This window comes from Gordonia sp. AC31, from assembly GCF_031844505.1.
Classification (GTDB): domain Bacteria; phylum Actinomycetota; class Actinomycetes; order Mycobacteriales; family Mycobacteriaceae; genus Gordonia; species Gordonia hongkongensis.
The window spans coordinates 31,692-45,683 of the sequence record NZ_JAUZVK010000002.1; the positions used below are offsets into that span (position 1 = coordinate 31,692).

Annotated in this window: 1 protein-coding gene; it reads right to left on the minus strand. The window is 70.9% G+C overall.

Going from position 1 to position 13,992, the window contains the following annotated elements; all coding sequences use genetic code 11:
* Positions 1-38: 38 nt before the first annotated feature.
* Complete coding sequence (locus Q9R39_RS03050; protein ID WP_311277076.1) at positions 39-13,916, minus strand: non-ribosomal peptide synthetase; 13,878 nt, start codon at positions 13,914-13,916, stop codon at positions 39-41.
* Between the last annotated feature and the right edge of the window lie 76 nt (positions 13,917-13,992).

Below are 13,992 nucleotides of genomic sequence, written 5' to 3' on the forward strand. Positions count from 1 at the left end.
TCACGCGAGGTCAGTTCGATGATGTCACGCAAATCCCCTCATTCCGGTGTCCGCTCGCCGGCGCCGTCGACCTGCGACAGCTGGGCATCGAGCGCCGGTCCGACGACCGCTAGGGCGTCGGCGTTCGCCATCCCCAGGTGGTGGGTGGCCACGTCGACGTTGTCGACGGCGCCGGTGACGAACGGCCGCCAGGCCGCGGCCAGGGTCGACGGGTCGTCCTTGTCCTCGGTCGCGGTGAACACGTGTATGTCGCCGGCGAAGACATCGGGCCGGTAGTCGAGGACCACCTGGGTCGAGGACTCGAAGCTGTCCATGATGCGTTCCACCTGATCCTCCGCGAGCAGGCCCATGCCGGAGATCTGCTGCCGGATGATCGCGGTGACCTCCTCGGAGGTGGACGCCTGCACGTCGTCGCCGAGATCGAAGAGATCCCGCCAACCGCCGAGGACGTCGACCACGGTGGACGCGTCCGGCTCGATCGCCGGCCCGGGCTCCGCCGCGGCCGTCTCGACCGGCTCCCCGTGCTGGGGGACGTCGTGGACGATCACCGGTTCGTCCTCCGGGCGGGAGTCCATGATCCCCAGGTAGGCGACCTGCTGCCCGAGTTCCACGAGGTGTACGGCCATCGCGTGGGCGATCACGCCGCCGACCGACCAGCCGAGCAGATGGTAGGGGCCATGCGGCTGGACCCGCCGGATCTCCTCGACATAGCGCCGGGCCAGCACCCGCGCGTCGGTCACGCTCGGCTCTCCGGTCACCACATGCGGGTCCTGGAGTCCGTAGATGGGCCGATCCCGCAGGTGCGGTGCCAGCCCGCCGTAGAACCACGCCAGGCCGCCGGCCGGGTGCACGCAGAACAGCGGCGGCCGCGAACCCTCGCCGCGGAGGGTGATCACCACATCGTTGCTCACCGCGTTGCCCTCGGCCAGCCTGCGGGCCAGACCACGCACCGTCGGATCGCTGAACAACCACGCGAGTTCGATGTCGAAGCCGTTGCGGTCGCGCAGCGCCGCCGCGACCCGGGTGGCCGAGAGGGAGTTGCCGCCGAGGTCGAAGAAGCTGTCGGTGGCACCGATCTGTTCGACGCCGAGGACCTCGGCGTAGGCATCGGCGACCGCCTGCTCGACCGGGGTGGCCGGGGCGACGAATTCGACGGAAGTCACCTCGGGAGCCGGCAGCGCCGCTCGGTCCAGCTTGCCGACCGGGGTCAGCGGGAACTCGTCGAGCACCGTGATCGAGGCAGGCACCATGTGTCCGGGCAGCTGCGCGGCCAGCAGACCACGCAGAGCGTCCACCTCTACACCGTCACCGACGACATAGGCGGCGAGGCTCGACGCCACCGAACTCGGGGTCCCCGACGAGCCGATGCCGACGACGACCGTGGAACGCACCTCGGGCGCCGAGCGCAGCACCGCCTCGATCTCGCCGAGTTCGATGCGCAGGCCGCGCAGCTTCACCTGGTCGTCGCTGCGGCCGGAGTACTCGAGCGTGAGGTCGCCCGACGGTGACTCGCGCCAGCGCACGACGTCGCCGGTCCGGTACATGCGGCGTCCGGGTCCGGCGAGCGGACTGGCGACGAACCGCGCGGCGGTCAGGCCGGGCTGGTCGAGATAACCGCGCGAGAGTGCGGGGCCGAGGACGTAGAGCTCCCCCGCCACACCGACCGGCACCGGCCGCAGGTGGGCGTCGAGCACGAGGAACTCGAGGCCGGGCAGCGGACCACCGAGGCGGACCGGGTCGCCGGGCGCCGCCGCGTCGGAGACCGCGACCATGATCGTGGTCTCCGTCGGGCCGTATCCGTTGTGGATGCGGGTGTGTGGCGCCCAGACGTCCATCACCGACTGCGGCACGGCCTCGCCGCCGACGGAGACCGCCTGCAGGCTGGGCAGCGCGGCCGGGTCGAGCGTCGACAGCACCGACGGCGTGAGGAAGGTCGTGGCGACCTCGTGTCGCTGCATGAACTCCTGCAGCTCCGTACCGCCGACCGCGGTCGACGGCCGGTAGACGAGCGTGCCGCCGTTGACCGTCGCGAGGAGGTACTCGAGCACCGAGGCGTCGAAGCTCGGGGACGCGAATCCCAGGACCACCGCCCCGTCCTCGGTTCCCAGCGCCGTCGACTTCGCCACGGCGAAGTTGCGCAGTCCCGAATGCGACACCGCGACGCCCTTGGGGCGTCCCGTCGACCCCGAGGTGTAGATGACGTAGGCGACGTTGTCGGTTCTGACCGGACCGGTCTGCTCGGCCGGGTCCACCGGTGCATCCGACGTGGCGTCGAGTTCGGCGGCCACCGCGGCGTCGTCGAGGCGGAGCCACTCGAAGCCCTCGTCCGGCAACGCGCCGACGGCGTGGACCGACAGCCCCATCCGGGCGCCGGAGTCCTCCACCATCGTCGCGACCCGTTCGGCAGGGTAATCCGGATCGATGGGAACGTAACCGCCGCCGGTCTTCGCGACCGCCCAGATCGCGACCAACAGGTCGACGGACCGGGGAATCGCAAGCGCCACCAGTGTTTCCGCACCGACGCCGCGACCGATCAGCCAGCGCGCCAGGCGGTTGGACCGGGCGTGCAGCGCGGAGTACGACAGCGTAGCGCCGGAGGCGTCGACCACCGCGGTACGACGCCGGTACCGCGTGCCGGCCTCGGTGAAGAGCTCGCCCAGCAACACGGCCTCGGCGGCCTGGCCGCCGTGTACCGGCACCAGCGACTCGGCCTCACCGGCCAGCAGGATGGGCGCCGCGGCGACCGGGGCGGTCGGGGTCGCGGTGAGCGCGCCGAGCAGGTTGACGAATCGAGCCGTGAAGCCGGTGGCGGTGGATTCCGCGAACAGATCGGTGGCGTATTGCAGTGCCGCCGACCAGGTCTCGCCCGCCTCCGCCTTCGCGATCGAGAACAGCAGATCGACCTTCGCCGGCACCTCGCCCGCGTCGAGCGGGCTGACCGAGATGTCGCCGAGATCGGCCGACAGCGACTGTCCGGCGAGCTCGGGGACCACCGCCTGGTCCAGGGTCAGCCACACCTGGGTGAGCGGGGCGAACGCCTCGGAACGAACCGGGTTGAGCCGGTCGACGAGGGTCTCGAACGGCAGATCGGCATGGGCGAAGGCATCGAGGTCGGTGCGTCGGACGCGACCGAGGACGTCGACGAACGTGTCACCGGCCGCGTGGGCGGTACGCAGCACGAGCGTGTTCACGAACATGCCGACCAGCGGATCGAGTACCGCGGCACCACGTCCGGCGATCGGCGTGCCGATCGCCACGTCGTCGGTTCCCGACAGGTCGGCGAGCAGGACCGCCAGCGCCGCGTGCAGCACCATGAACGGGGTGACCCCGAACTCGTCGGCGACGGTGCCCATCCGGGTGGTGACGTCCGCCGGGATCGTGAAGGACACGCGCGAGCCACGCTGCGACGCGACCGCCGGGCGAGGCCGATCCGTCGGGAGTTCCAGGAGATCGGGCATCCCGGCCAGGTGCGCGCTCCAGTACTCCAGCTGGGCACCCATCACCGACGCCGCGTCGTCGACATCGCCGAGGGCGCGGCGCTGCCAGATGGCGTAATCGGCGTACTGGACGGGCAGTGGCTCGAACGACGGCTCTGTACCGGCGGCCCGTGCCAGGTAGGCGGCGGTGAGATCGGTGACCAGCGGCCCGAGGGATTCGCCGTCGGACGCCACGTGGTGCAGGACCACCGCGAGAATGTACTCGGATGTCCCGGAACCGGTTCCGATCTCGATCAGCCTGGTCCGCACCGGCCAGTCGACGGCGAGGTCGAATCCCGTTGTGACGGCGGCCAGTACGACCTCTCCCCCGTCGCGCCCGGCCGCGGCCGGCACGAACTCGTGGTCGAGCCGGGTCGCGATGTCGGCCACCGGGGCGATCAGCTGTACCGGCTGACCGCCGGTCTCGGGATAGGTGGTGCGGAGGATGTCATGGCGCGCGACGACGTCGGCGATCGCGGCGCCGAGCGCAGCCGGATCGAGATCGCCGGTCAGGCGCATCACCGCCGGGATGTTGTAGGCCGCCAGCGTCGGATCGAAGCGGTTGATGAACCACATCCGCTGCTGGGCGTACGACAGCGGGATCCGGTCGGGACGAGGCGTCACCGCGACGATGGGCGGGAGTCCGCCGGTACGGTCGCCGAGGCGTTCGGCCAGCAGGCGCGGCGTCGGCGCCTCGAAGACGTCACGCACCGTCACGTCGACATCGAGGGCGTCCCCGAGCCGGGCGGCTGCCCGCATCGCCGACAGCGAATTGCCGCCGATGTCGAAGAAATTCGTGGTGGCGCCGACGTTCTCCGGCGACATCGACAGCAGCTCGGCGAAGACCGACGCCGCCGCCGCTTCCCGCGGGCCGGCGACCGGCACGATCGCGGCGGTGTCGACGGTCGGCGCGGGCAACTGCTGTCGCACGATCTTGCCCGCGCTGCTCAGCGGCATCTCGTCGATCAGCATCCACATCCCGGGACGCATGAACTCCGGGAGCGCCTGCGCCACCGAGTGTTTGACCGCATCCAGGTCCACCGAAGCCGGTGTCAGGTAGGCCACGAGTTGCTGCCCGGCCGGCGTCTCGACGACGGCCGCCGCCGCGTACACGACGCCCGGCGCCGACGTGAGGGCCGACTCGATCTCGCCGAGCTCGATCCGCTGGCCACGCAGCTTCACCTGGAAGTCCGTGCGGCCCTGGTATTCCAGCTCACCGTCGGCTCGCCAGCGGACCAGGTCACCGGTCCGGTACAGGCGAGACCCCGGCACGCCGTAGGGGTTCGGCACGAAGCGTTCGGCCGTGAGCGCGGGCCGCGAGGTGTATCCGCGTGCCAGCTGGATGCCGCCGAGGTACAGCTCGCCGGTGAATCCCGGTGCCACCGGGCGCAATCGATGGTCGAGCACCAGCGCGGTCGTGTTCGCCACGGGCCGCCCGATGGAGACCGAGTCGCCCGCGACCCGCGCGACGGTCGCGTAGATGGTCGCCTCGGTCGGCCCGTACTGGTTGCTGACGGGGGCATACGGGATGAGCTCGCGCACGGTCTCGGCGACGCTCTGCGGGAGCGCCTCGCCGCCCGTGTGCAGGTAGCGCAGCCGTGAGAGACCGCGCAGCTGTTCGGGATCGGCGACCTCGGTGAGCACGGCGAGCATCGAGGGCACCAGCGTCGCCGACGTCACGCCGAAGTCCGCGAGGTAGCGCAGGACGGCGACCGGGTCACGATGCGCACCCGGCTCCATGACCACCAGGCGGCCACCCGAGAGCGGCGGGCGGAGGATCTCGCCGACCGACGGATCGAAGGTGAGTTCCAACACCTGCAGGAAGACATCATCGGGGCCGAAATCGTAGGCGCCGCGGTCGTAATCGAGATGGGCGCGCAGGGTTTCGTGACTCACCGTGACGCCCTTGGGACGACCGGTCGAACCCGACGTGAAGATGGTGTAGGCCGGATTCGCGCCGACGACTGCCGACGAACGCTCCGCCGGCGCGAAGAGCGACGCCGGCTCACCGGCGTCCGAGTCGTCGTCGACGGCCACGACGGTCACACCGGGGTCGAGGGCCTCGATGCCCGCCGGGACCAGTCCCGGGCCGATCAGCACCGCCGCGACATCGGCGGTGCGCGCCAGATAGTCGATGCGATCGGCCGGCGCGGCCGGGTCCATCGGCACGAATTGCCCACCGGCGGCGAGAATCGCGTGGACGGCGACGATCATCTCCGTCGACCGCGGGATGCACACGCCGACCGCGACCTCCGGTCCGACCCCCAGACCCACCAGCCGCCGGGCGAGAACGCTCACCCTGCTTCCCAATTCGGCATAGGTCGAATGCGCGCGGGTCGAGGCCCCGGCCGGACTCTCCACCGCGATCGCGTCGGGCGACGCGGCGACGCGCTCGAGTAGGAGATCGGCGACATGGGTGCCGGACGGGATCAGCTCCGGGCCGGCCGACCATGTGTCGAGGCGGGTCTCGTCGACCTCCGACATCGGCGGGATGTCGGCGATCAGAGTCCGTGCGTCGCTCGCGATGGTCCACAGGATGCGTTCGAGGGACCGTGCGAAGACGGCGATCTCGTCGTCGGCGAAGGCGTCGGGGAGATAGGTCAACCGGACCGCGATGCCCGACGCGGTCGGCGAGGTCGCGAGGTTGAGCGGGTAGTGCGTGGCGTCGGAGACCTCGACGTCCCGGATCGACAGTCCCACTGCGGCACTGGCGGCACCGCCGGCGAGTGAGTCATTGTCGACGGGATAGGACTCGTGCACGGTCAGGGTGTCGAACAGCTGCGGCCGCCCGACGGCGGTGAGGATCTCTGGCAGGCCGATGTGCTGATGATCGAGGACGGCGGTCTTGTCCGACTGCAACCGGCCGAGCACCTCGGCGATCGTCGCGTCCGGGTCGACGTCGACGACGGCGGGCAGCGTGTTGATGAACAGGCCGACCATCGACTCGACGCCGTCGAGTCCGGCGGGACGCCCGGACACGGTCTCGCCGAAGGTGACCACCCGGTTGTCGGTCAGCCGGGACAGCAGCACAGCCCAGGCGAGCTGCAACACCGTGGCCGTCGTCGAACCGGATTGCCGCGCCGTGCGCTCGAGACCCGAGACCAGGTCGGGTTCGAGGACCCAGCGATGCTCGCGCGGCAGATGGTCTGTCGCGGAGTCGTTCTCGGCATCCTCGACGGAGTGGCCGGTGAGTCCGGGGGCGACCAGGGTCGGCTCCTCGACCGGTTCGAGGACTCGTCGCCACGCCGCGAGACCGGCGTCGAGGTCGGTGTCGGCGATGCGGGCCAGGTAGTCGGCGAAGTCGGTGCGCTCGGTCGTTCCCTGACCGGTGAACGGGGTCCCGGTCGCGTAGAGCGCCAGCAGGTCGGCCAACACGAGCGGCCCGGACCAGCCGTCGAACAGGATGTGATGGTTGGTGATGACCACGCTCGTGCCCTGTGCGTGGCGCACGACCACCGCTCGCAGCAGCGGCGGGTCGGCGAGGTCGAACGGTTCGGTGCGCTCGGCCGCCGACACCTCGTCGACGGCAGCCCGGACATCCACCTCGGCGGTGGTCGGCACGTCGAGCACGCGCCAGCGCAGCGGCACCGTCTCGGGCACGACGGTCACCACGTGCCCGCTGGGCACCCGGACGAACCCGGACTTGAGGGTGCGGTGGTGATCGAGCAGTGCGACCACCGCGGTGCGCAGCCGCTCGAGGTCGACCTCACCCTCGAGGTGCAGAACCGCTTGCGTCACATACACATCGAGTTCATCGGCGCCCGCGAGTTGGGACTGGAAGTACAGCCCGCGTTGGAGCGGCGACAGGGCCCAGACATGCGCACCGGGGAACCGCTGCGCCACGATGTCCAAGTCATGCTGGGTCACCTCGGCACCCGGGACATCCGACGGCGAGCGGCCGACGTCGACGCCGTCGGTGACGAGGCGGACGACGTCGGCGAGTTCCGCGGTCCACCGTCGTGCGATGTCGCGGACATCCTCCGGCGACAGGATCGCCGCCGGGAACTGCAGATCGGCCGAGAGCACACGCCCCTTCGAGGACGCACCGGTGCTCGCGTTGACCGTCAGCACGCTCATGGCCGCCACCCCGTCGGACACCGTGGCCGGCAGGAACGGCGCGTCGGGTGCGGGCAGGAAGCCCGCACCGACCGGTGCTGCGGTGTCGGACGACGGGGCGACCGACGACAGGGGGTCGGCCCCGACCGGGGTCGTCGGGTCCTCGCTCTGACCGGTCGTACCGCGGGTCCCGAGATAGTTGAACGCGATCGTCGGCAGTGGACGCGAATGCAGTTGCGCGGCCGGGTCGCCGGGGCCGCGGCCGTCGGCGGCGTAACGCAGCAGGCCGAACCCGATCCCGGAGTCGGGCATGCCGAGACGTTCTTCCTTGGCCGCCTTGACCGCGTGGACGACGTCGTCGGCCGGATCGAGGGCGAGCGGGGCGATCGAGGTGAACCAGCCGACCGTGCGCGACAGGTCGGCGCGACGCGGGTCCGGGCCGGTGAGCAGGACGTCCTCGTATCGGCCGTGCCCCTCGGTGAGCACGGTGACGGGAGCGGCGTCGGCGATGCCGCGATCATGTTGCCAGGAGCGGACCGCGCGCGCGAGGGTGCCGAGCAGGACGTCGACCACCGACGCCGAGAACGCCTCGGGCACAGTCGTCGTCAACGGGTCGACGATGGCCGGGTCGACGCGGTGGACGATCGAGGTCAGGGTGCCGTATCGGTCGCGGTCGGGGTCGAGCGGCGCGCCGAAGTCGGTCGGAAGGGCTGGGGACCGGTCGAGCCAGTACCCGATCTCGCCACGCCGGGCGTCGAGCTGCGCGGTGAGTGCCCGCTGCCACGCACGTTGCGAGGTCTCCTCGGCACGGACCGCCACCGGGTGCCCGGCGGACAGTTGGGCATGCACGGTGAGGAAATCCTCGATCAGGATCGGCCAGGACACCGCGTCGACGGCGAGGTGGTGCAGTACCAGCACGATTCGTGCGGGTCGGTCGGCCTCGTCGGGAGATTCCCCGGGTGCGGCGCCGCTGACCACCGTCGCGGCGACCAGCCGCCCGGCGGCCGGGTCGAGGCGGCGCGCCGCCTGCGCATGCGCGTCGACCAGCGCATCGGCGAACCCGGCCTCGCCGGGTACGGTGTCCGTCGCCACCGACACGATCGAGGCGCCGGGATCGAAAGGTGTTCCGGTGGTGAGGGTCCAAGTGTCACCGGTCTGGGTGCCCCCGGTCTGGGCGTCCCCGGCGGACTCCAGGCGCGCACCCAGCATCGGATGCGCGTCGACGACCGCGCCGAGCACCTCGCCGAGGTGGGCGACGGTGAGTCCGGCCGGTGCCGTGAGCACCATCGACTGGTTGAAGTCGGCGAGGTCGGCCGGCGTCCGCGCGGCGTCGACGAGCCAGGACACGATCGGCGGGAGGTCGACCTGTCCGGCCGGATCGTCGGTCGGCTCCGCGAGCATCGGGGCCCGGTCCCCACCTGCCGACGCCACCCGCGCCATCGCGCGAATGGTCTTCTGCTCGAAGATCTCTCGCGGCGACAGCGACAACCCGGCGGCCTTCGCGGCGGACGCGAGCTGGATGGACATGATCGAGTCCCCGCCGAGCGCGAAGAAGGACTCGGTGACCGAGACGGTGCCCAGACCCAACAGCCCCGCGACGATCGCCGTGAGGGTCTCCTCGGCGGTCGTCGCCGGTGCGACGTATCCGTCGGCGGGCGTGGTGAACTCGGGCACCGGCAGTGCGCGCCGGTCGAGCTTGCCGCCCGGGGTCACGGGTAGCTCGTCGAGCACCATCGCCGAGTGCGGGATCATGTGTCCGGCAAGCCGATCCGCCGCCCCGGCCAGGACGGAGTCGGCGTCGAGGCGGTCACCGGCGGTGTCGTCACCCACGAGGTAGGCGACGAGCCGGGTGCGACCGTGGTCGTCGTCGACACCGGTCACGACGACCGAGCCGACGCCCGGCTGGTCACCGAGAACGGACTCGATCTCGCCGAGTTCGACTCGCTGGCCGTTGATCTTGACCTGGTGGTCGGCGCGCCCGGCGAACTCGATCTCGCCGGTAGCGGTGATCCGCACCAGGTCGCCGGTGGCATACATGCGGTGGCCCGCCTCGCGGGCGAACGGGTCGGCCACGAACGACGACGCGGTGAGGCCGGGGCGGCCGAGGTATCCGCGCGCCAACGAGTCGCCGCTCGACAGGTAGAGCTCACCCACCACGCCCTGGGGTACCGGATGCAGACGGCCGTCGAGCACGTAGGCGGCGAAGCCGCGGACCGGTCGTCCGATGGTCACGGGCGCGCCGGGCTCGGATCGTCCGGTGGTCGCCCAGACGGTGGCCTCCGACGGGCCGTAGAAGTTGAACATCCGGCGGCCGGATTCCGGTGTGGCCCACCGCGCGATCAGCTCGGGTGGGCAGGCCTCGCCACCGGTGACGAGGTTGCGGACGGTGCGGCCCCGGCGCGGGTCGACGGTCGCCAGCACCGTGGGGGTGATGAGGGTGTCGGTGACCCGGTCGCGCTCAAGGATGCGGCCCAGTGCATCGCCGGCGTACTCCGCCGCGGGCGCCACGACGAGGGTGTGTCCGACCGCGATCGACCACATCATCTCCAGCACCGAGGCGTCGAAGCTCGGGGAGGCGACGTGCAGGACACGGGTGTCGGGGGCCTGCGCCGGCGTTCCGGTGACCTCGGTCAGCGCGGCGACGAAGTTCGCGATGCCGCGATGCGGAACCCCGACCGCCTTCGGCCGTCCGGTGGAACCGGAGGTGTAGACGAGGTAGGCCAGGTCGTCGAGAAGGACCGGCCGATGACGCTCGGCGTCGGTGACGGGCTCACCGGTGACGGTCGGATCGTCGAGCGAGGCGAGTTCGAGCCATTCGCAGGATGATTCACCCAACCGGTCCCGCGTCGGCGCATCGGTGATACCGAGGCGCACACCGGAATCGGTCACCATGAACGCGATCCGGTCGCTCGGGTAGGCGGGGTCGATCGGCACGTAGGCGGCACCCGCCTTGATGACACCGAACACGGCGACCACCGACCCGATCGACCGCTCGAGGCCGACGGCGACCACGTCACCGGGCCCGACCCCGCGGGAGATCAACTGGCGAGCCAGACGATTGGTCCGTTCCTCGAACTCCGCGTACGAGATCTCGGTGCCGTCGTGGACCAGTGCCGGACGATGCGGGTCGAGGTCGCGCCGCGCGAGGAGTTCGGTGAGGGTCACCGGCTCGGTGACCCCGCCGTCGGCGGCCGGTGCCGTCTCGCCGACGGAGTTGCGGCTCGGCGCGCTGAGGGCGGCGGCGTCGATGCCGACGATGTCGACGTCCCCGACGGGCAGCGACGGATCGGTGGCCATCGCGGCGATCACCTGCAGCCAGACCTCGGCGAATCGGCGGATGGTGGCGGCGTCGAACAACGAGGTGGCGTACAGGAAGTCGGCCCGCATCGGCGATGATCCGGACCGTTCGGACACCGAGACGGTGAGGTCGAACTTGGCGATCGGGGCGGCGGCCCCGAGCGGTTCGGCCCTCAGACCCGAGAACTCCACCCGGTCGATCTCCTCCGGGCGTCCGCCCGCGGCGACGAGGGTGTAGGCGATCTGGACCAGCGGCGGGTAGGCCGTCGACCGCTCCGGCGCGAGTTCCTCGATCAGATCGTCGAACTGCACGTCGGCGTGCGCGAAGGCATCGAGGTCGGTGGCGCGGATCGTGGCGATGAGGTCGTCGACGGTCGATGCCGGGTCGACGTCGGTGCGCAGCACGAGCGTGTTGACGAACATGCCGACGAGGTCATGAAGCGCGGCGTCGGGGCGGCCGGCGATGGGTGTGCCGATGACGACGTCCCGGGTGGAGGCGAGCCGCGCGACGGTGACGGCGAGTGCCGCGTGCAGCACCATGAACACCGTGACGTCGCGGTTGCGCGCCAAGTCTTCCAGGGCGGCGGCGAGCGCGTCGTCGACGGTCACGGACTCGACGGCGGCCGCGGTGTCGAGCACGGCCGGCCGCGGGCGATCCATCGGCAGGTCGGTCACCGCGGGCAGATCCGCGAGGACCTCGCGCCAGTGCGCGAGTTGACGACCCATCGGTGCGCCGGGATCGTCGGCGGCGCCCAGGTATTCGCGCTGCCACAGCGCGAAGTCTGCGTACTGGACCGCGGGCGCGGCGACCGGTGGTGCGGCGTTCGTCCGGGCCAGGTACGAGCCGAGCAGGTCGCGCACGAAGACCGGGGTCGACTCACCGTCGAAGGCGATGTGGTGCACGGTGACGACGACGTCCACCACGTCGTCGGCGCGGCGCAGGACCCTGACCCGGAGGGGGAACTCGGCGGCGACGTCGAAGCCGGTGGTCGCGGAGACGAACAGATCATCCTCGGTCTCCACCGCCTGCCAGTCGAGGCGGGCGCGGGCCGTGTCGGCATCGGTGACGAGCTGGAACGGCCCCTGTTCGTCGCTGGGGTAGGTGGTGCGCAGGATCTCGTGGTTGGCGACCACGTCGCCGACCGCGGCCGCGAGCGCGTCGAGGTCGAGGGCTCCGGTCAGCCGCAGGGCCATCGGGATGTTGTAGGCCGCCGAGGCGGTGTCGAACTGGTTGATGAACCACATGCGGCTCTGCGCCGTCGACAACGGCAACCGCGCGGGCCGCGACATCGCGGTGACGCGCGGGACGCTCCGGCCGCGTCCGGACACCAGGGCGGCCAGATCCCGCACCGACGGCGCGTCGAACAGGTCGCCCACCGACACGTCGACGTCGAGCAGGTCGGCCACGCGCGCCGCCACACGCGCCGCGGACAGCGAGTTGCCGCCGAGGTCGAAGAACGACTGCGTCACGCTGACCCGGTCGGCGCCCAGCACATCGGCGACGATGGCCGCGATCGAGGTCTCGGCGTCGGACTCGGGTGCGGCGAATTCCTCGACGGTGAGTTCGGGGACCGGCAGCTTACGCCGGGCGACCTTGCCCGCACTGTTCAGCGGCAGCTGCTCGAGTGCCATCCACACCGTCGGCCGCATGTAGGCCGGCAGTGTCCGCGCGACAACCGATTTCACCGCGTCGATGTCGACCGACGCCGGCGAGACATAGGCGACGAGGTGTGATTGCCCGGACACCTTCGCCACGGTGGCGGCCGCGTGGAGGACACCCGGCGCCGACATGAGGACGGACTCGACCTCCCCCAGCTCCAGTCGCTGTCCGCGAAGCTTCACCTGGAAGTCCGTGCGGCCCAGGTATTCCAACTGGCCACGCGCATTCCAGCGGACGAGATCGCCGGTACGGTACAGACGTTCACCGGGTTCACCGAAACCGTCGGTGTTGTCGGCCGCCTCGCCGCGCGCGGGAGCCGCGAAGGGACTGGCGACGAACCGTTCGGCGGTCAGGCCGGGCTGTGAGGCGTAACCGCGGGCGAGCTGCACGCCCCCCAGATACAGCTCACCGGGCACGCCGGAGGGCACGAGCTGAAGTCGGGAGTCGAGGACGAAGGTGGTGGTGCTCGGCACCGGGACGCCGATCGGCACCGACGTCTCCCCCGCCCGGACCTGATGAGCGGTCACGTCCACCGCCGCCTCGGTCGGACCGTACAGATTGTGGACCTCGTTGCCCGGCAACGCCGCCACCAACGCCTGCGCCACCGGCGCGGTCAACGCCTCACCCGAGGTGAACGTCAACCGCAACGACGACAGCTCACCCACCCGATCGCCCAGGACATCCAGGAACACCGACAACATCGACGGCACGAAATGGATGACCGACACCCGCTCAGCCGTGATCAACTCCGCCAGATACCGCGGATCACCATGCCGCTCCGGTTCGGCCACCACCAGCGTCGCCCCCACCGCGAACGGCAGGAACAACTCCCACACCGACACATCGAACGTCACCGGCGTCTTCTGCACGAAGACATCCGAGTCCTTGATCGAATACCAGTCCCGCATCCACTCCAGACGGTTCACGATCGCCGCATGCGACACCGTCACACCCTTCGGCCGACCCGTCGACCCCGACGTGAACAGCGTGTACGCCGCATCGGCGGGCTGCAGGGGCGCGAGCCGTTCGTCGTCGGTGACCGGTGCGGTGGCGAGGTCGACCTCGGTGGTCGTGTCGACCACGACCGCGGTGACGTCCGCCGGCAGTTCGACGGCGGAATCGGCGGCGACGAGGGCCAGCCGGGCGTCCGCGGTGTCGAGCATGTACCGGGTGCGGTCAGACGGCGCGTCGATGTCGAGCGGAACGTAGTGACCGCCCGCCGCGACGACGCCGTGGATGGCGACGAGAAGCTCGACCGACCGCGGGATGGCGACCGCGACGGCGACGTCGGGTCCGACACCGATGGAGATCAGATGACGAGCCAGTGAGTCGACCCGTGCACCGAACTCGGCGTAGCTGACGCGACGCGAACCGAACACGATGGCCGGTACGTCGGACCTCGTCGCCACATGCACCACATCGGTCACCGTTGGGCCTCCATCTCGCCTCGTCGCCTGCCGTCTCGTCCTGCGTTCCCCATTCCCCCCCGTGTGTTCGCTGCGC